This window comes from Nitratireductor sp. L15S-10 (assembly GCF_045011005.1).
In the GTDB taxonomy this organism is placed as follows: Bacteria; Pseudomonadota; Alphaproteobacteria; order Rhizobiales; family Rhizobiaceae; genus Nitratireductor.
The window spans coordinates 1246361-1266317 of sequence record NZ_CP120674.1; the positions used below are offsets into that span (position 1 = coordinate 1246361).

The 19957-nt window shown below is 60.0% G+C and carries 23 protein-coding genes; 1 reads left to right on the plus strand and 22 read right to left on the minus strand.

Annotated features, from left to right (window positions below; genetic code table 11):
* Positions 1-17 precede the first annotated feature (17 nt).
* From P2W41_RS05985 to P2W41_RS06090, 22 genes are all read right to left on the minus strand, one after another.
* The gene (locus P2W41_RS05985; RefSeq protein ID WP_292900263.1) at positions 18-572 is read right to left on the minus strand and encodes a transglycosylase SLT domain-containing protein; all 555 of its coding nucleotides are present in this window, start codon (positions 570-572) and stop codon (positions 18-20) included.
* Positions 544-1830, minus strand: a complete 1287-nt coding sequence (locus tag P2W41_RS05990; protein ID WP_404934566.1) for a flagellar hook-length control protein FliK — start codon at positions 1828-1830, stop codon at positions 544-546. Before P2W41_RS05990 ends, P2W41_RS05985 begins: the two co-directional genes overlap by 29 nt.
* On the minus strand, positions 1827-3110 hold the full coding sequence (locus P2W41_RS05995; protein WP_404934567.1) for a chemotaxis protein: 1284 nt from the start codon (positions 3108-3110) through the stop codon (positions 1827-1829). The genes P2W41_RS05990 and P2W41_RS05995 overlap by 4 nt, the downstream gene beginning before the upstream one ends.
* A complete protein-coding gene (locus tag P2W41_RS06000) occupies positions 3107-4441 on the minus strand; it encodes a MotB family protein (protein WP_404934568.1) in 1335 nt (444 codons plus the stop codon). The genes P2W41_RS05995 and P2W41_RS06000 overlap by 4 nt, the downstream gene beginning before the upstream one ends.
* The gene (locus P2W41_RS06005; protein ID WP_404934569.1) at positions 4438-5085 is read right to left on the minus strand and encodes a hypothetical protein; all 648 of its coding nucleotides are present in this window, start codon (positions 5083-5085) and stop codon (positions 4438-4440) included. The genes P2W41_RS06000 and P2W41_RS06005 overlap by 4 nt, the downstream gene beginning before the upstream one ends.
* Positions 5085-6725, minus strand: a complete 1641-nt coding sequence (fliF, locus tag P2W41_RS06010; protein ID WP_292897019.1) for a flagellar basal-body MS-ring/collar protein FliF — start codon at positions 6723-6725, stop codon at positions 5085-5087. Before fliF ends, P2W41_RS06005 begins: the two co-directional genes overlap by 1 nt.
* Positions 6726-6841: 116 nt before the next feature.
* Positions 6842-7711, minus strand: a complete 870-nt coding sequence (locus tag P2W41_RS06015) for a flagellin (RefSeq protein ID WP_292897018.1) — start codon at positions 7709-7711, stop codon at positions 6842-6844.
* Positions 7712-7913: 202 nt separating this feature from the next.
* A complete protein-coding gene (locus P2W41_RS06020) occupies positions 7914-8783 on the minus strand; it encodes a flagellin (protein ID WP_292897017.1) in 870 nt (289 codons plus the stop codon).
* A 216-nt stretch (positions 8784-8999) separates the two neighbouring features.
* Positions 9000-9737, minus strand: coding sequence for a flagellar type III secretion system pore protein FliP (gene fliP / locus P2W41_RS06025; protein ID WP_292897016.1), 738 nt, complete (start codon positions 9735-9737; stop codon positions 9000-9002).
* Positions 9734-10237 (minus strand): flagellar basal body-associated FliL family protein, encoded by a 504-nt coding sequence (locus P2W41_RS06030; protein WP_292897015.1) that lies wholly within the window; start codon positions 10235-10237, stop codon positions 9734-9736. Before P2W41_RS06030 ends, fliP begins: the two co-directional genes overlap by 4 nt.
* A gap of 24 nt (positions 10238-10261) precedes the next feature.
* Complete coding sequence (gene flgH / locus P2W41_RS06035) at positions 10262-10966, minus strand: flagellar basal body L-ring protein FlgH (protein WP_292897014.1); 705 nt, start codon at positions 10964-10966, stop codon at positions 10262-10264.
* Positions 10963-11475: a MotE family protein gene (locus P2W41_RS06040; protein WP_292897013.1), complete on the minus strand. Its 513-nt coding sequence runs from the start codon at positions 11473-11475 to the stop codon at positions 10963-10965. Before P2W41_RS06040 ends, flgH begins: the two co-directional genes overlap by 4 nt.
* A gap of 9 nt (positions 11476-11484) precedes the next feature.
* On the minus strand, positions 11485-12588 hold the full coding sequence (locus P2W41_RS06045) for a flagellar basal body P-ring protein FlgI (protein WP_404934570.1): 1104 nt from the start codon (positions 12586-12588) through the stop codon (positions 11485-11487).
* Complete coding sequence (flgA, locus tag P2W41_RS06050) at positions 12585-13052, minus strand: flagellar basal body P-ring formation chaperone FlgA (RefSeq protein WP_292897012.1); 468 nt, start codon at positions 13050-13052, stop codon at positions 12585-12587. The genes P2W41_RS06045 and flgA overlap by 4 nt, the downstream gene beginning before the upstream one ends.
* 6 nt (positions 13053-13058) lie before the next feature.
* Entirely contained in the window at positions 13059-13847 is a 789-nt protein-coding gene (flgG, locus tag P2W41_RS06055) for a flagellar basal-body rod protein FlgG (protein WP_404934571.1), read from the minus strand.
* A 12-nt stretch (positions 13848-13859) separates the two neighbouring features.
* On the minus strand, positions 13860-14168 hold the full coding sequence (locus P2W41_RS06060; protein ID WP_229448496.1) for a flagellar hook-basal body complex protein FliE: 309 nt from the start codon (positions 14166-14168) through the stop codon (positions 13860-13862).
* Complete coding sequence (gene flgC, locus P2W41_RS06065; RefSeq protein ID WP_292897010.1) at positions 14165-14584, minus strand: flagellar basal body rod protein FlgC; 420 nt, start codon at positions 14582-14584, stop codon at positions 14165-14167. Before flgC ends, P2W41_RS06060 begins: the two co-directional genes overlap by 4 nt.
* Before the next feature lie 3 nt (positions 14585-14587).
* Complete coding sequence (gene flgB, locus P2W41_RS06070) at positions 14588-14965, minus strand: flagellar basal body rod protein FlgB (RefSeq protein WP_292897009.1); 378 nt, start codon at positions 14963-14965, stop codon at positions 14588-14590.
* 67 nt (positions 14966-15032) lie between these two features.
* Positions 15033-15674, minus strand: a complete 642-nt coding sequence (locus P2W41_RS06075; RefSeq protein ID WP_404934572.1) for a hypothetical protein — start codon at positions 15672-15674, stop codon at positions 15033-15035.
* Entirely contained in the window at positions 15671-17068 is a 1398-nt protein-coding gene (fliI, locus tag P2W41_RS06080; RefSeq protein WP_404934573.1) for a flagellar protein export ATPase FliI, read from the minus strand. Before fliI ends, P2W41_RS06075 begins: the two co-directional genes overlap by 4 nt.
* Positions 17065-17781 carry a flagellar basal-body rod protein FlgF gene (flgF, locus tag P2W41_RS06085; RefSeq protein ID WP_292897006.1) on the minus strand — a complete coding sequence of 239 codons (717 nt, stop codon included), beginning with the start codon at positions 17779-17781 and terminating at the stop codon, positions 17065-17067. The genes fliI and flgF overlap by 4 nt, the downstream gene beginning before the upstream one ends.
* Before the next feature lie 8 nt (positions 17782-17789).
* On the minus strand, positions 17790-18914 hold the full coding sequence (locus P2W41_RS06090; RefSeq protein WP_292897005.1) for a DUF1217 domain-containing protein: 1125 nt from the start codon (positions 18912-18914) through the stop codon (positions 17790-17792).
* A gap of 143 nt (positions 18915-19057) precedes the next feature.
* On the opposite strand from P2W41_RS06090, the gene motA reads away from it, so the two are divergent.
* Complete coding sequence (gene motA, locus P2W41_RS06095) at positions 19058-19933, plus strand: flagellar motor stator protein MotA (RefSeq protein ID WP_292897004.1); 876 nt, start codon at positions 19058-19060, stop codon at positions 19931-19933.
* Positions 19934-19957: the final 24 nt, after the last annotated feature.

The following is a 19957-nucleotide window of genomic DNA, read 5'->3' on the forward strand; positions in this document are numbered from 1 at the left end:
TGAAAGCGGGAATTCAATCAGTGATTGCAGAAGCGGCGTGCTTCCGGTGTCCAGGCACCAAAGCCTGTCGCGACCATGTTGGTGATCACGCGGCAAACATACCGTTTTTGGGCCGGGTCGTTATTGGGGCCGGCGTGGTAACGTGCCACCGCCATCGACCAGGAGCCATGTCGCTGCTTGAGTTGAATCAGAAATCGGGCGGCATAATCGACGTTCTGGCGCGGGTCCAGCATGGAGCGCAAATTTCGAAAATGCTCTCCATGGTAGTGGTGATTGATTTGCATGCAGCCGAGATCGATCAGTTTCTTGCCTTCGCTGCGTGCCTGTTCGAAGGTGCGGATTGCATCTGCAGCGCTGCGAGCGAAGACAGCTTTCCCTTCGATGTTGAGCGCGTAGGGCTGCAAGCTTCCTTTCACGCCGGTTTCCGTCAGTCCCACGGCATAGAGAATGCCGGCTGGCACGTGGTAAGTTTCCGCTGCACGAAGGATTTCACCTTCGCAGGCGTTTGCCGCGGCCTGGGCACTGCCGGCCATCACTGAAAGACTAAATATACAGGCCGCTATGTGACGCATCGGCGGTATCCTGTGACTGCCTGCCACCATTGCCGGCTTCTTCACGGGTGGAGCGATCGCCGCCGGTTCCCCGTGAAGGATCGCCTTCGCCACGGCTGTCGCTCATGGACTGGAATGCTCCATCGCGTGTGTTGCCGCCGGTCGCGGTGTTGCTTTGACCTCCGGGAGTGGATTGTTGAACGGTGACCCGGTCAATGTCGTAGCCGAGTGAGCGCAGCGCTTTCACGATGGACTCGCTGTCGGTGCTGAGGCGATGACGCGCCTCGGTGCTTTCAACCTGCAGATCAACCATCAATTGCTCGCCCACGAGACGCAGCTTGGCTGTCACCGTCCCGAGCTCGGCCGGCTGAAGCTGGATCTTCAGAGTCTGCACCATCTTTCCTGCTTCGCCCTGCTGGCTGGTCTGCAACTGTGCTGCCTCACTCATTCCGGCGCGCGAGGCCAGAGGGGTCTGGTCGCCACCGACCGTGGGGGCCGGGGCGGGCGCACGCTGGATCGAGACAACGCGGATTTCCTGTTGTTGCTGTTGTGGCTGCTGGGCATTCTCACGCGTAGGCCCCTCGTTCCCGCCAGGGCCTCGCAGCGCCGCATCGGGCTTGCCAGGTTGTTTGGCCGCCTGCTCGATGGCTGCTGGCGTGGAAGGCTTTTCACCGACAGGCAAAGCGGCTTTCTCAGGTGCACCTGGCAGTTCAGGAAGAGGTTGCCCGGCCTTGTCCGACGGTTTGGCTGGCACTACGCGTTCCTGGGCCCGCTCGCTCGTCTGAACAAGAGGTTGTCCTGAAACCATCTGTGGCGCAGCGAGTGCGCCTTCGGAGACCGGGGGCGTGGCCGTTGGTACCTCACCGGATTGCACTGCGTGGCCATTCTCGTCGCCCGGAATTTCGCCCCCCGTTTCAGCCGCTCTTTCGTCACCCTTGGCGTCACCTGTTTCGCCGTTCAATCTACTGGGGACGGGTGCATTCGTTTGAGGAGAAAGTGTCTCGGGAAGGTGCTGCAGTTCGCTGCCTTCGGTCGGCGGTTCTTCATCGCTGGTGGGCTCTTTTCGCGCACCCAGACCTTCGGCGAGCGTCCAGCGTATCGGCTTCCAGCCTGTGGTTTCCTCGCTGGTTTTCTTCTCCCTGTCGCCCCTGGCGTTGCGGGTTTCCGTCAGAGCTTCCTCGAAGGCCGACGAAAATGGCTCTCCGCCCGCCCGCTTCTGGGACCCCGCGTCCAGCGTCTGCAGGGTGGTCGGCAAACTCCGGCTAATGGCGGGATTCATTGTACGGTTTCCTTTCCGAGCAGCGCATCGATGTCGTCGAGCTTGCTGCGCATTTCCTTCAGATAGCTATCTGCCTCGTCATTCTCCGGATCGCCGGGGAAAACGGGGTCAGCAGCCTCCGGCGTCATGAGAGATGCAGCGCTTTCCGCGATCTCGGCGCTGCTGTCGTCTTCATCGGAAATTTCTTCGTCAGGCAGGCGTGCGTCCACAAGTTTCGGTTGGGGCTCCGCTACGAGGGCCGAGGTGTGCCGTGGTTCGTCAAGAACCGCCTTGGCTATGGCGACGGCCGCATCGAGCAGTTCCTGATCGGCTTTCGATAGCCGGTGACGATCGATGCTGTTCAGGGCGGTCAGGACGTCGTCCACATTGTCCGAACTGACGGAAGCCATGTTCGCGTAGAGAACGGCGCGTGGATCGCTGCCTCCGTCTGCGTCATGGCCATAGGCCATGGCCTTTTGCGAAGCGAAGGCGAGGAGTCGCTCATAACCCTCAATGGCGCTCTTGCGGGCAAGCCGCAGATACACGATCCTCGCTTGTTCATCGGACATTTGTGCAGTGACTTCGTCGACCATGGAAGGGTCGACAGTCTCGTGCAACTCCACCACAGCGGCCACGAATGTGTCGACGAACTGTGTGGCGTAGGGCGAGCGCAGAAAGCGCCGGACATACTGTTCCGATGCCCGGGCAAGCCGCTCGGTATCCTTGAGGGCGGCAGCCAGCGGGATGCTTCGCCGCAGGGCTGCTTCCTCTATGAGGGTCCCAGGACTGAGAAGCCGTGCCTCATCAAGCATTCGAACCGCAAAAAGCGGATTGTCCCGCGCCGTCACTGTTGCGCTGACGAGAGCGACAGGTGGCCCCACTTCCGGTGGAAGGGACTTTGGATCGATCTCCTGAAGCACAGACCGGGCCGCAGTGAAGTCTCCAAGCGCATAGCGCACTATTGCTTCTCCGAGCCGGGCCTCCTCGGCACCCAAAGAGAGTTTGGAGAAGAGCAGTTCGAGCGTCTTGGGATTGCCGCCGCTTAAGCCGTATATCAGCAATGCCTGCAGGTTCCGCGGATCCGAGAAATCCGCCGGGTCGGCTTTGCGTATGCGGCTGTCGATGATGCCGAGCAGCTTTTGCTGCATGGGCAGGGCTGCATGGTCGCCGTCCGCGATGCGGTCTTGAACACGCTGAAGCGAGCGAACCATCTGATAGGGCTGCATGGACGCCGCCTGCGCACCGGTTTCGACGACGAGACCGGTTATCAGAATAGCGGCGAATCTCGCAACTGCCCTCATCGTGGCACTTCCAGGAGGATTTCGATGCGGCGGTTGGCGCTGGCATACGGGTCTTCCGGCACCTTGAGCTTGCGATCGGCAAAACCTGCTACCTGCTCGATGCGCATCTCATCCAGCCCACCGCGCACCAGCATGTAGTAGGCGGCCTGAGCGCGTGCGCTGGATAGACGCCAGTTGTCATAAGTCTCGCTGCGGAAGGGACGTCCATCCGTGTGGCCTCGCACGCTCACCTTGCCCGACTGTTCGCTCAAGGTCTGGCCGATCTTGTCCATCGCGAGAACGAGTTCGCGTTGCGGTACTGCCGATCCTACCGGGAACATGCCGTTTTCAAGATCGTCGGTAATAGAAACAAGCACACCCTCATCCGTTGCGACAACGGATATGGAGCTCTCAAGCGGCGTTCCGGCGAACTGTGCAGCAAGCTGAGAGCGAATTTTCTCGGCAAGCTGCTCGCCTCTGTCCAGCGCATCCTCTGCGGGAGGCTCGGCGGACACTTCCGAGGCATCGCTCATCTGTGGTTTTTCGGGAGGAGCGGTTTCCTGTGCGACCGTTTCTTCCCGCTCCAGAGGTTTCAGGGGCTGAACCTCACGAACCGGTTCCAGAGCGATTTCGGTTCCAGCCTCGGCCTCGGCAGCTTCCCGGGCCACGGCTGGTGGCAGATTCGCGCCGTTGCTCGGGAGATCGACATCGGTTCCGGCAGGGTTTTCACGTGCATTGTCGGGATCGCCCTGGACACCGATCTGCGGGCGCGCGACCTGCTGCGACCAGAAATCGGGTGCAAATGGATCGCGGTAGGATTCTCCTCCGGACGCACCTGAGGAAGGACCCGCAATCTGCGCGCCTCCATCCCCTTTCTGGGAAATGTTCTGCATCGTGTCGGTGTTGGACGCGATTTCGGCAAGCACGGCATACGGATCAGAAAACAGGTTCTCGTCAGACAATTTCTGGATGTCCGACTGGCCAACTGAATTCTCGAAACTCATTGGCCCGGATGTCTGCTCCTGATTTTCCGATGGAGCGCCCGGTGCGTCATCCTCCACATCGTTCGGCGCGCTATCGACCGGATCGCCGTCGACGTCCTCAAGACCCTTGCTGCTCGTGTTGCGGTCAATGAGCTGCACGGGGTTGAAGTAACTTGCAAGCGCGGTTTTCGTATCTTCGTCGGTCGCGTTGATAAGCCACATGACCAGGAAGAAGCACATCATGGCGGTCATGAAATCCGCGAAAGCGATCTTCCATGCACCGCCGTGATGGCCCTCGTCTTCGTCGCCGCCGCCGCGACGAACGATAATGATCTCCGAGGCGCGATCCTCGTTCTCGGCGACGCTCATGAGATCAATCCTGCAAGTGTTTCCGACCACTCCGTAAGCCGGGTTTCAAAAAGTTCTTCATCGACTGAGATACTGATGTCGAATCCGGGGGCTTCCGCAAAATCGACATGACGCGCCTTCTCGCCGAGCCCCGCCTTCAGACTTTCCCATAAGGCCGGAGAACCACTGGCGCGAATGCGCAGGCTTTCCCGATCATCAACAGCGCTGCGTATCACGCGCTCCAGTTCCGCGATCGACCGCTTCTGAAGATCTTCTGTCAGAACACTGCTGAGAATCCGTGATGTGGCTTGTGAGGTCAGTGCGACCAGGTCATTCTCCAGCGCGGCAAAACGCGTTTCGATCGCCTGCCCCACTGCTTCGCCCATTTGACTGCGCAGTGCATCCAGCTCTTCAGCGTGCCGTTGACGTTCCTGTTGGAGGGCTACGGCATGTTCATGCGCGAGCTTCTCCGCCAGTGCGGCTTCCGCTGCCGCGATCATCTCGTCAACCTGGGTCTGCAATGGAGGGACCGCCTCCCTGGCAGGGGGCTCCGGACGCTCGATGAGGGAATCGAAGTGGCTGCTCTCCGCCCTGCGCGATGAGACTGGCGGGGCCGGGGTGCCAAAGTCTGGCAGAACGTCGAAGAGCGAAAGACCGGAAGACATCAACCGGCCTCCGCCTCAGCGCGCGCCCATTTGCGAAGAATGTGGGCGGTGCGCTCCTCATTGAGGTCGACCATGCGGGCCAGGCGTTCCTGTGGAGCGGGACGGATCTTGAGCCGGTGCGTGCCGTAGGTGTCGTCTTCCTCGAACTCGGGATCTGAGTACCCGCCATCCGTCAGGCGCGCCTGCTCTTCTTCGTGATTGGGAAGAGCCCGCTGCATGTCGTCGGAAACCGGACCCTGCGCTATGGCCGGGCGCATGAGGTTGGTGCCGATCGGCTTAAGACCGAACCAGGTGACGAGAAACGCGACGAGGATGAAGGCGGCTGCGTTGATCAGAGTACCTGTATGCTGTCCGACGGTATCGAGAATGCCCGGCTCAGGCATCGGTGTACCGTCGAGGCCGTCGATGAACTCGACCGACGAGACATTGATCACGTCGCCGCGAGCTTCGTTGAAGCCGGTAGCAGAGGCAACGACATTCTGAATTTCTGCAATCCGGGCATTGATCTGATCGGGCGTGGCGCTGGGGCCGAGGATCTCCAGGATTCTTGCCTGATTGACCACCACGGCAATCGACATCTTGTCGACGCTGTATCCGTTGCTGGTGGTGGCGATGCGCTTGGTGTTCAGCTCATAATTGGTAGTTTCCTCACGACGTTCGCTTTCCTCGGAGGATTTCGGACCCGCCGTGGCGGCAGTGTCGTCCTCGGGAAGATTCTGAGCCACCGAGGTTGGCTGAATGGCTGTTTCGCGATTGGCGCTGTCGCTGGAGCGGACGACCTGAACCGACCGTTCGACGCGTGAGTTCGGGTCATAAATGACCTCCTCGATCTGACGGGCGTCGGTGTTTACGTCTGCTTTGACGCTGGCGCGGAAGTTGTCTGGGCCCAGATAGGGCGCCAGCGCGCGGCGAATATTCTGCTCGATCTGGTTTTCGACCGTGCGTTCAACGCCTATGGAACGTTGCGCGGTGCTGTTGGACGGATCGTCGCCGGCGGCCAGCAGCGTGCCGGTCGAATCGAGAACGGTCACTTTCTCCGCGTCCAGACCGGGCACTGCGGCTGCGACCAGATAGCGAATCGAGGCGGCTGCGTTGGTTGCATCAAGGCTGGAAGCGCGGATGACGACGGAGGCCGAGGGCTGGCGTTCTTCAGTGCGGAACGTGCCGCGTTCCTGCATGACGATGTGAACCCGCGCTGCCTTGATGCCGGCAAGAGACTGAATGGTGCGGGCAATCTCGCCTTCAAGAGCTCGAACGCGCGTCACTTGCTGCATGAAGGTGGTGAGACCCAGGGAGCCGACGTTGTCGAAGAGCTCGTAGCCGGCATTGGTGCTGCTGGGCAGTCCCTTCTCGGCCAGCAACATGCGTGCCTGCGCGGTTTTCCCGGCAGGGACCAGAACTGCCGTCCCATCCGAGACCACATCAAAACCGATGCCTGCCTCGCCCAGAACCAGCCCGATCTGGTTCACGTCGGACCGATCGAGCCCGACATAAAGAGTTTCATACGCGGGCCTGTTGAGATAGGCCGCGCCGGCGACGATGACGGCCATGAAAAGTGCCAGCATGCCCCCAAGAAGGGCAAGCCGGCGAGGGCCGAGGCTTTTCAGGTTTTCAACGACGGTCTGAATTTGCTCAGGCAACGCCCAATGCTCCCATACGAGTTCTGTCCGGGAGACTAGACGCCGAAACTTGTGCGAAAATGAAATGGGGCCGCGATGCGACCCCATTGTAAGAACGGCGTGGCTGCGGCTTTTGCCTACTTGAAGAGGGACAGGATGCTCTGCGCGTTCTGATTGGCGATGGCGAGCGCCTGAATGCCAAGCTGTTGCTGTACCTGAAGAGCCTGAAGCCGTGTGGATTCCTCGTTCATGTCAGCGTCGACAAGCTGCCCGACGCCGCGCTCGATGGAGTCCATCAGGTTGGAGACGAAGTCTTTCTGCAGATCGAGACGCGTCTTGGCTGCGCCGAGATCGGCTGCGGCATTGGACATGTTCGACAGGGCTGTCTCAACATCTGTCAGGTAGCCGTCGATGTCTGCGTCTGTCCCATTGGTCACGATGTCGATGAGCATGATGTCGTCGGCCAGACCGCCTGGAAGCCCGCCCGCGGCAAACAGTTTCACGCTGGCGATGTCGATTTTGATCGTGTCGACCGAGACCGTTCCGGCTGAAGAGCGATTATAGGATGAAACGACTTCGACGTTTCCGGTGTCATCAGTCGCGAGAATGTTGGTTCCGGCATAGCTTGCGCCGGTGGCGGCGCTCTTGATGTGGTCAAGCAGGATGTCGATCTCGGCCTGGATCTTGCCCTGGTTCTCCGCACTCGCGCCGCGCGCTGTCACCAATTTGGACTTGATCGCATCCACTGCTTCCAGAACGTTGTTCATGGCCGTGTAGGATGTGTCAATCTTGCCGGCGCCCAGCCCCAGTGCGTCCTGAACCGCCGATAAGGCCTTGTTGTCGGAACGCATTGTCGTCGCGATGGACCAATAGGCGGCGTTGTCGCTCGCTTCGGCAACGCGGTAGCCGGTGGAAATGCGGCCCTGGACCACGTCCATGGCCTTGTTGGTCGCCTTCAGGCTCTGCAATGCAACCATCGCAGAAGTGTTGGTCATGATGCTGGCCACGTGATCACCTCTTTGTTCAATCACTCCCGGTGGCACCGCGTGTTCGCGCCGGGTATGGTTAACGATAGGTAGATGCACATGGTTAACAGGCTATTAATGGAGGTTAACTGTTGCTCCAAATATCAAAAAAAGACGGGCCGCTCGAGTGAGCGACCCGTCTATCGTGGATTGATGCCGGCGCTTTTGCGCCGGGATCGATCTATTAGCGGAACAGCGACAGGATGTTCTGCGAATTGGAGTTGGCGATCGAAAGCGCCTGGATGCCCAGCTGCTGCTGAACCTGCAGGGCCGACAGACGAGCCGACTCTTCGTTCATGTCCGCGTCGACGAGCTGGCCAACACCGCGTTCGATAGCGTCGGAAAGCTTGCCAACGAAGTCTTTCTGCAGATCGACGCGCGACTTGGCGGCACCAAGTTCTGCTGCCTGGTCGGCGAGGGAGGCGAGAGCCGTCTCGACGGTGCCCAGAGCACTATCGATTGCAGCGTCACCAACCTGGCCGCCGGAAGCATCGAACAGAGCCGCTGCAACAACGCTGGCTGCGGAACCACCCGTACCAGCCGCGTCGAGCACCAGAACGTTGGCACCCGTCAGCGTGATCTCGTCAATGGTGACGGTCGCGCCGCTGCGGTTGTAGGACGCAACGATGTTCACATCGGTGTTGTCCTGGATGATATTTGAGCCGGCGTAGTTGGAGTTGCCGACGACCGACGTGATGTGAGCCTGGAGCGCGTTGATTTCGCCCTGGATCTTCTCCTGGTCTTCCTGAGAAGCACCGCGTGCCGTGACAAGCTTCTGCTTGATCTTGTCGACGGTGTCGATGACTTCATTGATACCCGTGTAGGCCGTGTCGATCTTGCCGGCGCCGAGACCCAAAGCATCCTGAACGCTGGAAAGGGCCTTGTTGTCGGACTTCATCGAAGTCGCGATGGACCAGTAAGCTGCGTTGTCGGAAGCTTCGCCCACGCGCAGGCCCGTCGAAATGCGGGACTGGGTGGTAGCCATGTTCTTGGAGATGGTGTTGAGGGTCTGCAGCGCCGTCATTGCCGACGCGTTGGTCATAAGACTTGCCATGGGATAAACGCCCCTGAAATACAAAACAAACGAGGGACATACCGGGCTTACCGGTATGACGGAGCGGCATCATGCCCTTGATCCCGTTGTAAGATCTGTCCGCCATGCTTGAAGGCATTTATCGCGGGAAAGTCCTACCAAAAGGATAATGGGCCGGCTTAATTTCGCAGGTCGGCGTTTTTTCTGAAGAAACGAATTGCAGGACCGCAAGGTCCCCTAAACGAAGGAGCGTACAAGGCTGCCAACGAGCAGGTTCCAGCCATCGATCAGGACGAAGAACAATATCTTGAATGGCAGGGAAACGACGGTCGGTGGCAACATCATCATGCCCATGGACATGGTGATGGTGGCAACGATCAGGTCGATGACGAGGAAAGGCAGGACAATCAGGAATCCGATCTCGAAGCCACGCCGGATCTCGGATATCATGAAAGCCGGAACCAGAACGCGCAGATCTGCGGTCTCCACCGTTATGTCGATGTCTATATTGCCGCGTTCCGCGGCCAGATCGGCGAAGAGTGCGAAATCCTTCTCGCGGACATTGTTGACCATGAAGCCACGGAAGGGTTCGGCGATACGCTGGACCGCGTCTTCTTCGCTGATCTCATTGTTCATGAGCGGGCGCATGCCTTCCGCCCAGGCCCTGTCAAAGGTGGGGGCCATGACATAGAAGGTCATGAACAGGGACAGGCTGATCAGGATAAGGTTGGCTGGCGTGGTGGGCAGCCCCATGCCGGCACGCAGGATCGAAAAGGCGATCACGAAGCGGGTGAAGCTTGTGACCATGATCAGGATGCCCGGCGCAACGGACAGGATCGTCAGAAGGCCGAAAAGCTGGATAATCGTGCCGATGGTGGAGCCGTCGGCACCCGTCAATGCACCAAGATCGATGGTTTGCGCCGCTGCTGCGGTTGGAACGAGCAGCGCGGCGGACAGGAAAGCGAGACGTCTCATTCGAACAACAGAGCCCTGAAGAGGATTTGCTTGACCGCGCCCTCGCTGCGAATGCTGGCGCGTTCTGCAAGATCGGAGCGAAGATGCTGCAGGCCGCTCGCGGTTTCCACCTGGCGCAGTTTCACCGTGCGCAGATACGCAAAAAGGTCCTGATGAATCGCGGCCGCCATCGCAGGGTCGGGCTCGCCCTCGAAAACGAGGGAAAGTTCAGCACGCACCCAAACTTCGCTCGGTTCGGCCAGATTGGTGGTGATTGGGTCCATCATGAAAATGCCGGGCGGCGTTTTGGCGGCGCCATCCTCATCGGTGGCGGGTTCGGCGGAGGCAGTTTCGGCGGTGGCCGCAGCGACCTCTTCGGAGCTGCCGGATCTGCTCTGCAGATAGCCGCCCGCGAACCATGCAGCTCCGGCGGCAAGGGCCGACATGACCAGCAGCATCGCCAACTGGACGATGAGGGATGGTCCCTTTTTCTCGGTAGGTTGCTGTTCAAGCAGCGCCATGCGTCTTCAGGCTCCGGCGTCGGGTTAGAATGGTAGCACCTGGTCGAGGAACTGCTGGCCATAGGGCGGCTGCTGAACCTCGCTGATCCGACCGCGACCCCCGTAGGAGATGCGCGCTTCGGCGATGCGTTCGTAGGAAACCATGTTTTGCGGATCGATGTCGCTTGGCCGCACGATGCCCTCGATGGTGAGGATGCGCAGCTCTGCGTTGACCCTTACCTCCTGCGTTCCGCGGATGCGCAGGTTTCCGTTGGACATTACCTGTGTGACCACCGCAGCGACGAGAAGACGAATGTTTTCCGAGCGCTCGGTCTGGCCGCCGCCCGCCGTTGATGTGCCGGAACCGATCTTGCCGTCGAGCGCAGCTGATGACCCCGCGCCGCCGATGGAGTAGGAGCCAGAAAGACCCAGACTGCGGTCCACATCCCGAGAACGCTCGGATTCGTTTTTGAAACGGGCCTTGTCATTGATCGAGATCTCGACCGTCAGAATGTCGCCGACATTGAGCGCGCGCGGATCGGTGAAGAGCCTGCTCTGCTTGTCGTCCCAAAGGGAGTAGCGGGTGAGCGCCGGTGCCGGACGCTTGGGATAGTTGTAAGCAGCCATAACCTCCGGATCGATGGACGCTCCGACCTGGGTCATCGCCGGCTCCTTGCCGATTTCCTTGAGCGATTGAGAGCAGCCGGCAACGAAGGCCAGTGGCAATAGAAATAGGGGCCGGAACGTCATGTCGGGTCCTCCGGCCGCGCGGCGCTGGCAATGATGGTCGTGAGCGTCGCTGCGGACTTGCTGTTCATTTCGTTAAGGATGATGCCAGCCGTGCGCGGTTCGAGCTTCATCAGGATGGCGGCGGCGAGTTCGACGCGGACTTCCGCAAGACGCTCAGCTGCCGCGTCGGGCCGCATGGAGGCGTAAATCTCGACAATGCCGGCCTCCGCCTGCGCGAGAAAGACGTTTCGACGCTGCAGCCAGCCCTCGTAATCGGCACGCTTTTGCTCGAGCGCGGCGATGCGCTCGTCCACTTCACCCTTGAGCTTCTCAAGCTCCATGGCCTGGAGGGCGTAGCGGCGATCGCGTGCTGCATCGGCGATGTTTGCGCAGAAACGCTCCACTTCGTCGGGCTTCATGGTCGCGGGGTTTTCGGCCGCCAGTGCGTGGAGTGGTGCGATCTGCGTGGCGACAACGAGACCCGCGAACACGGCCGTGGAGATTTTTTTCAATCGAAGACTGCGTGACATGCGGTGTACCTATTGCAGCACGAGTTCGGCCTGCAGCGCGCCGGCGGACTTGATGCCCTGGAGAATGGCGATGATGCCATCGGGCTTTACGCCAAGCCGGTTGAGGCCAGAGACAAGGGTTTGCAGGTTGGGGCCATCCAGCAGAGCCACATTGGCATCCGGCTGATCGGCCTCAATTTCGGTGAAAGGTTCGATCGCTGTCTCTCCGCGCGAGAACGGCTCCGGCTGTACCACGCGCGGCGTTTCGGTGATGCGGACAGTGAGCGCGCCGTGGCTGATAGCAACCCGGGAGATGCGCACGTCATTGCCGATGACCACCGTTCCTGTACGCTCGTCGACCACGACCCGGGCAGGGCCGTCGGACTCCACCATCAGGTTTTCGATCTCAGCGTAGAAGCGGGCGTAGGAAATACCCTTGGGCCTGCGGATCCGAATGGTGCGGGCATCTTCTTCGTTGGCAAGCCGTGCGCCAAAACGGGAGCCGGTATATGTGTTGATCGCGTCTGCAACACGCACGGCCGTTGAGAAATCCGCATTGCGCAATTGCAGGACAAGGCTGGCGCTGTCGGACATGGAGGCCTCGACCTTGCGCTCGATGATGGCGCCGTTGGGCACGCGACCGGATGTGGGTACACCCTGGGTCAACGTTTCGGCCTGTCCCTGGGCTGTAAAACCGGAAACGATGACAGACCCCTGAGCAACGGCGTAAATCTCGCCATCGGCGGCGCGAAGCGGGGTCATGACCAGCGTACCACCTGCGAGGGAAGTCGCGTCGCCGAGCGAGGAGACACTGACATCGATCCGCGCGCCGGACTGGACGAAAGGTGGCAGATTTGCCGTCACGATAACGGCAGCTACATTCTTCGCGCGAGCGCGACCGCCTTCCGACGCGATGCCGAGATTCTCGAGCATTGCACGCATGGACTGTTCGGTGAATGGCGAATTGCGCAGGCTGTCGCCGCTTCCCTGGAGCCCGATCACCAGCCCGTAGCCGACAAGCTGGTTGTCACGCGCGGCCTGCAGCATAGCGATATCCTTGATGCGCGAAGCGGCACCGGCCGGCAGGCTGAGCGCCATTGCCACGAGGACGGTGAGGAGCAGACGACACATCATATGGCACCCACCTGGACGCTACCATCCGCGAGCACCACCCCCATGAAGGTGCGTCCGCTTTCAATGTTGCGCAAGCGGATCATGTCGCCTGCAGCGCCGGCTTGAAGCGGTACGGCGCGGAGCGAAATGACGAGTGGGCCTTCACTGAAGGTTACGGTAACCGGGGTGCCGGTTTCCACCAGATAGGCATCGCGCACATAACTGATGGGTATGAGGCGGCCCGGAAGGAGGGTGCGCCGGGCGACTTTCCCGTCGATGTCTTCCAGCATACGGGCAATTGCCGTATTGCCGCGCGGCGGGCGTCGCAGGATCACTTCGTCGAGCGCATCGATGGAGATGGTTTCGCCGGGATAGATAACACGCGTGGAAACCACCGCCTGCTCCTGCGCTGCTGCCGGAACACCGGTCACAAAGAAGCTGGCCAGGGCCAGGACAAGTGCGGAGACGATGGAGTGCGTGTTCATGCGAACCTACCGGATCGACTGGGTGACGGTTGCGGCCATCTCATCGGCCGCGCGGATGACCTTGGAGTTCATCTCGTAGGCGCGTTGAGCGGATATCAGTTCGGTGATTTCCTTCACCGGATCGACATTTGAACCTTCGAGATAGCCCTGCTCGATGACGGCGAAGCCGGGATCTCCGGGTACGCCCTGGATCGCAGCACCCGAAGCGGGGGTCTCGCGGAAGAGGTTGTCACCAATCGGGTCGAGGCCTGCTTCATTGGCAAAGTTGGCAAGGGTTAACTGGCCCAGATCCTGAAGCTCTGCCTGGCCGTCAATTCGTGCAAAAACCTGCCCGGTCTTGTTGATCACGATCTCCACGGCATCTTCGGGAATGACGATCGCCGGGGTCACATTGTAGCCCTGGGTGGTGACGAGCTGACCGGTCGCGTTGGTGTTGAACGAGCCGGCGCGCGTGTAAAGCGGCTCACCGTCCGTGCCTTCGATCTCGAACCAGCCTTTGCCGACCAGCGCAACATCGAGCTTGTTGCCGGTGTTGTTCATCGGGCCCTGGATATGCAGGTTGCGCACGGCTGCGGCCTTGACGCCGAGGCCGACATTCGCACCTTCCGGCACGATCGCCTGATTGGCGCGGCTGGGAACGCCCTGCATACGCTCCGTCTGATAAAGCAGATCGGAAAACTCGGCCCGGGCGCGTTTGAAGCCGGTCGTGTTGATGTTGGCGATGTTGTTGGCAATCACTTCAAGATTAAGCTGCTGGGCGCTCATGCCGGTGGCGGCAATCGACAGGGCTTTCATTAATCAGGCTCCTCAGATGGCCATTCGGCTGATGTCGAGATAGGCGGTGACAAGCTTGTCACGTACGGCAATCGCAGCCTGTAGCGCCTGTTCGGCGCTCATGACCGCGTCCACCACTTCCCGGGTTTCTGCTTCACCTTGCAGCGCCTTGATGGACACGCCCTCGGCATGGTTCAATTTCGCTACCGTGTTGGCCGCCGCTTGCCCGAGCATCGCGCTAAAAGCTTCTCCGGTTTCGGAGGTGGGGGCCTGGCGGGCCGGCTGCAGACCGGTGGCTTGCGTTAATGTGGAAGGGGCAATGCTGCCGACTGGAGGAATCATGACTGGCTCCGCATCAGATCAATGGTCATGGAAATGAGTTCGCGCGCCTGCTTGATGACCTGCAGGTTCGCTTCGTAGCCGCGATTGGCCTCACGCATGTCGGCCATCTCGATCAATACGTTGACGTTCGGCATCTTGACGTAGCCGCGTTCGTCCGCCGCCTCATGACCGGGGTTGAACTCGAGGGTGAATTCGGTGGGGTCTCGGGCGATCGATCCGACCTCGACGACGCTGCCACCGATATTGCGGTCGAGCTCGGCAACGAAGCTGATGGTCTTGCGGCGATAGGGATCGCCACCCGGAATGTCGCTGGTGGACTTGGCGTTGGCCAGGTTTTCAGAAACCACCTGCATACGCTCGGACTGCGCCTGCAGGCCGGATGCTGCGACTTTCAGAGAAGCGGAAAGCGGGTCCACGGACTATCCTCTCGAAGTGTTCATCAACATGCGGTGAAAGGCCTTGACGATGGCCGTGTTGAGCTCGAACGAGCGACGAACCTCACCGGCATTGGCGAGCTCATCTTCGATTTTCACTGTGTTCTCCGAAGGCAGGACGGAGGGATCCTCGGTGCTGCCGACGGCAAAGGAAGCGTTGGTAGCGCCAAACTGCAGATGGTTCGGGTTGGTGCTCTTTAGAGCGACCCGTGTTCCGTTCAGCACGTTTTCGAATGGCTCGACTTCAAGCGCCTTGTATCCAGGCGTGTTGATGTTGGCGACATTGCTGGCCACCGTCGTCTGGCGGACGGATAGCCACTTCGCCTGCTGGGTGGCAAGGTCGAACAGGTTGACGGGCTGCATCAGGCAAGTCTCTCGGTCTATGCAAACATCCTGAATGGCACTTTATGCAGCCAGTCTTGTGCGGGCCTTACGTCCCGTCTTCTGCAGAAACCCTGACCACCAGCTCACGCGATGTGACCATTTCCCAGTTGCCGTCTTTCCAGACTATCCGAGAGACACGGCTGCCATCTGGCAGGCGAGAGCCACGCTGCACAAGCCAATACCCATCCTCGTCCTCGATCATGGCGCGTCCACCGGCCACATGCACCAGGCGAAAGCCCGGTTCATCTCCGGGGAAAGGCTGGTTCTCAAGCACTTCGGCGGGCGTGCGGCCAACCGTTCCGGTAGACGTGTAGTCGACCTCCGGCAAAGGAATGATTTGCGATGGGATGCGTGCACCGATCAAATCGGGAAGAGCCTCACGCGAAGGTCCCTGCGGGGAGGGACGCCCGGCAAAAGTCATGGGACGAACGCCGAACTGCTCCTGATTGAAGAATATGTACCAGGGAAACATGGCGCAGACAGCGGCCAACCCGATACCGCCGACCATGATCATCCAGTCGCTGCGGCTGCTGCTTGGCTTGTGGAGAGGCGCGATCTTTTTTAGCCGGCGAGGAAGAAATGCGGATTTTCGGGAAGGCGGGGGCGCCTCGGCTGCGGGCGCGTCGGTCGGGTTCGATTCGGTCCGCCGCCCGTCCGGAAGTTCGAGACTGGCCAGTTTCAGCGTCATTGTACCGGTTCTCCGGCTTTCAGTTTCATCGCCAGATCCGTGAAAGGATCAGTCGAGCGCGGGTCGTTCGGCGATTGTGTGAGGGCATCGTAGATGAGTGGGATCTGGCGCACGGCCTGATCGAGATCTGCGTCGTTTCCGGGTTGATAGGCGCCAAGGAGGCGAATGTCGCGGGTGTCTTCGAAACGGGCGATCATCGCGCGCAATCGTGTCACCAACCGCTTCTCATCCGGCTTCCATGCGCGCTCGGCAAGGCGGGAAATGGAAGCCAGGGGATTGACGGGGGGGAAACGCCCCTGTTCGGCTATAGAACGGTCGAGGACCACGTGTCCGTCGAGAATGCCGCGCACCGCGTCGGCAACCGGGTCATTGTGATCGTCTCCATCGACAAGGACGGACAGGATTGCCGTGATGGAGCCGCGACCGGTTTCGCCGGGCCCGGCGCGTTCCAGCAGGCGCGGCAACTCGGTGAAAACCGAAGCGGGATAGCCGCGGGCTACAGGAGGTTCTCCGGCGCCGATAGCGACCTCGCGCAGAGCATGGGCGAAGCGCGTGATGGAATCGACGATGAGCAAAACCTTGTCACCGCGATCGCGAAAATATTCAGCGACGCTCATGGCTGTATCCGGTGCGCGGCGGCGCATCATGGCACTTTCGTCACTGGTGGCGACCACAGCCACCGATTTAGTCATACCCCGTGGTCCGATTGTGTCCTCGAGGAATTCGCGGACCTCGCGCCCGCGTTCTCCCACCAGTGCGATGACCACCGTGTCGAACGCATCCGCGTTGGCGAGCATGGACAAAAGCGTCGATTTACCAACGCCGGAACCGGCAAACACACCGAGCCTTTGTCCGTGGCAAAGAGGAGTGAAGATGTCGATGACACGAACACCTGTGCGGAATGCTTCGGAAACCCGTTGCCGCTGCATTGCCGGTGGTGTGACCGGCGCGGCGCCGGTGGCGGAAGGCGCGCCGGCGGGGGCGGGCTTTCCATCGGCGGGTCGACCAAGTGCATCCACGACACGACCGCGCCATGACGGGGATGGCGCAAGACCGAGTTGACCACGATTGAAAACGGCTTCGCCCAGGCCCACGGCACCTGCCTCTTCGTAGGGCGCGACGAGCACACTACCCTGCGCGATACGGACGATTTCGCCGGCACCGGCGATTCCGCCCCTGCGGCTCTGTCGCGAGACGACATCACCGAGCCTCGCCGTTTCCGAAAGGCCGCGCACGCTGTAATGGGTCGGCGAAACCTCGCTGACGCGACCACCATGCCTGATGAGGAACCGCTGATCACCCGCTATTCGCCGATAAGCTTCTTCAAGTGCGGTAAGCACGGTCTCTCGAGGGGGAGCAGCAGAGATTGCAGGCTCTGTCACGACTTCACTCATGCGCCAAGAAGCTTGATGGCATCCTTGAGCGCGGTATCGCTATCGCTCATCAACGCCGAAACATGTTCAAAGGTGCGCTGCACCTCGATGAGGTTCATCATTTCGAGAACCGGATTGACATTGGCTTCTTCCACGAAGCCCTGGGCGACCCCAACATCAGGCTGGTCGATGACTGGCTGGACGTCATTGGCGATGAACCCCGAATTGCCGTAACGTGCGTAGTCCTGCGATGGAGCGAATGCGTAGAGACCAATGGCGCCGACCAACTGACCGTTCTGGCGAAGTGTGCCGTCTGCGCCTGCCTCGGGCGGACCGGCCAGGGGATCCAGCAGCAGCGGGGCACCACCGGCATCCAGGACCGGATGTCCGTCTATACTGACCAGCTCGCCGGTCTCGCGCATGGTGAAGCGACCATCCCGGGTGACGACCGTGCCGGCCGGTGTTTCGAGTGCGAACCAGGCGTCACCCTGGACCGCGAAATCAAAAGGGTTCTTCGTTTCACGCAGACCGCCCGCATGGGTGGCAATGTTGGGTGTGCCGGGGGCGGCAAACGAGACGGAATCCGGACCGTCGCCATTGACCATGTCGCGGAAATTCACCGAGGTGGCACGGAAGCCGACAGTGCCGGCATTCGCGACGTTGTCGGCCAGCGTTCCAAGACGTTTCTCGAGCGCCACCTGGGATGACAGGGCCACATAAAGTCCGGTCTGCATCGGGTCTCTTACCTCTTCAACTGCGCGATGGTGAAAAGCATGTCGGTGGAGATGCCGAACTCCGCCGGCTGGCTGAACAGAGCGGCGATGGAGGTCTGCTGAGAGCTGGTGGGGTTTTCGAGTTCCCACATGGTGGTAAAGCGCTTCAGGAAGTCCTCGAGTTTTTCGGGATCGCGGAAGTCCTCGATGTCGATACGCTCCTTGATCATCTCGACTTGCTTGTCGATGTCAGCCTGGGCAAGCGCGGCCGGGAAGCCAAGCGCTGTGCGGACCACCTCGGCGATGGCCTTGTCGGCCAGCAATTCATAATAGGAACGAAATTCGGGAGCCTTGCGCTGGAAGTAGAGTGCGAGCCGTACGCCCTCGTTTTCACGGCCCGCATCCTCTTCAAGTGTCTGACGCACATAACGCTCGACCGCCAGATTGTTGGCGATGTTGTAGGTCGTTGCATCCTCGCCGTAGCGTGCGAAATTGAACGCTTCCGCGAGTGCCCTGTAGCGCTTGTCTTCGGTCTGGTTCGCCGGGCTTCCGGGATCGTCGATGCCGCCTTCCAGGACCGAACGAAGGAATTTGACGTCGATCACCTCATCTGGGTCGAAGCCGTGCGCGAGCAACGCGAAAGACAGCATTTCCTGATCGTTCATCAGGTCATCGACGGATTTGATGTCAGGGATCTTTGCCAGATAATTGTTGATGCTGCCGATGAGGGCCGGATCACTGGGAGAGGCGCCGTTCTTGAGAGCACGCGTGAGATATTTGTCCACCGTTCCCTTTTGGGCGGGATTGTAATTGGTGGTGTCGACGCCGCCTGCCGCAAAATTATAGGTCCGGGCGAACTCGGCATAGCGCTTGTCGGTGAGCTTGTTTGCGAAGCTTTCAGGATCGCTGATGCCTTCTTCCAGCACCTTCACCATGAAGGCCTTGGCATAAGCCATGTCGTCGAGCCCGTGTGCCTTCATGGCGTATCGGAAAAGGCGATCGTCATTGACGAACTCCTCGATGGAAGTCACCCGGCCGATGTTCTCCTGGTAGTACTCAGTCTCCCGCTGCACCATGGGCTGCGACTGCACGCGCTCCAGCGAACGCGAGAGATCGCGGTTGATGAGGTTGTAGCTCGTGAAGGTGTTGATCAAGGCGCGCCCTCCGCCATCTTCGGTTGCGCAACCCTAGTCCGCCTATCTTGCGCGAGGCTTTCGCGATCGCTTCAGATATTCAAGCCTCACGCAAGCCACGGCAGATACACAGGGGAAAAGGCCAAGAAAAGATGGCGGTATAGATGGGTATTCTAATCGGACTGGTGGTAACGCTCGGCTGCGTGATCGGCGGCTATATGGCGATGGGCGGACATGTGGATGTGCTGTTCCAGCCGTGGGAAGTCGTGATCATCTGCGGCGCGGCGTTCGGCACGTTTCTGGTTGCCAACCCGATGTCGACCGTCAAGGATGCGGGCAAGGCCTGCATTGAGGCTTTCAAGGGCGCGGTGCCGAAAGAAACCGAGTATCTTGAAACGCTCGGCGTTCTTCATAGCCTGATGCGGGAGTTGCGGACAAAGTCGCGCAGCGAGGTTGAGGCTCATATCGACAACCCGGAAGAATCCGCGATTTTTCAGACCTATCCCACGGTTCTGAAAAACAAGGACCTCACCAATTTCATCTGCGACTATTGCCGTATCATCATTATTGGCAATGCGCGTCCTTTCGAAATTGAGGCGCTGATGGATGAGGAAATCCAGACTATCCGACGCGACAAGCTCAAATCCTACAACGCGCTCGTGGCGGTGTCGGAGGGACTTCCTGCACTTGGTATCGTGGCCGCCGTTCTCGGGGTGATCAAGGCCATGGGAGCGATCAATGAATCTCCGGAAATTCTAGGTGGTCTGGTCGGCGCGGCACTGGTGGGTACCTTCCTTGGCATCTTCATGTCCTATGCCGTAGTCGGTCCGATTGCGACCAAGATCAAGATTGTTCGGGAAAAGAAGAACCGGCTTTACGTGATCGTGAAGCAGACTTTGCTCGCATATATGAACGGCTCGCTGCCGCAGGTGGCGCTGGAGTTCGGCCGCAAGACCATTTCGGCATATGACCGACCGAGCATTGATGCGGTCGAGCAGAGCACCATGAACACCGGTGGCGGTGAGAAACAGGCAGCATGATGCAGCAGGATCAATGGAGTTACA